Source organism: Marinomonas sp. TI.3.20 (assembly GCF_038155025.1).
GTDB classification, from domain to species: Bacteria; Pseudomonadota; Gammaproteobacteria; order Pseudomonadales; family Marinomonadaceae; genus Marinomonas; species Marinomonas flavescens.
Genome location: NZ_JBAKAS010000090.1, coordinates 1 through 361 on the forward strand (window position 1 = coordinate 1; position 361 = coordinate 361).

The window sequence follows — 361 nt, forward strand, 5'->3', positions numbered from 1 at the left end:
ATTAAAACGTCGAAGTTTGATGAAGTACAAAAATACTTGTCAGATATTCATTACAACTTCTTGCTTGAGCCTATGATCATGTCTGAGTCTGTGTTCCAAGAACAGTCTCCAGCAGATCAAAAAGCGATTCTAGAAGCGGGTAAATTGGCCACTCAATACAGTGCCAAATACCTTGTTCAAGAAGAAGCAAAAGCGAAAGCGGAGCTGATCAAGCGTGGCATGGAGTGGGATGAAGTTGATGAGACTGATTGGATCAAAAATGCTACCACTAAAGTATGGCCTAAATACTACGACAGTGTAGGCGGTAAAGATAAAATTAATACTGTATTGCGTTCTTTAAACAGAGCTGAAGTTAACTAGT

1 pseudogene is annotated in these 361 nt (G+C 39.3%); it reads left to right on the forward strand.

What is annotated here, in order from left to right:
• Nucleotides 1-360: pseudogene (locus V6259_RS19700) on the forward strand (C4-dicarboxylate ABC transporter substrate-binding protein); the annotation flags it as partial.
• Nucleotide 361: the final 1 nt, after the last annotated feature.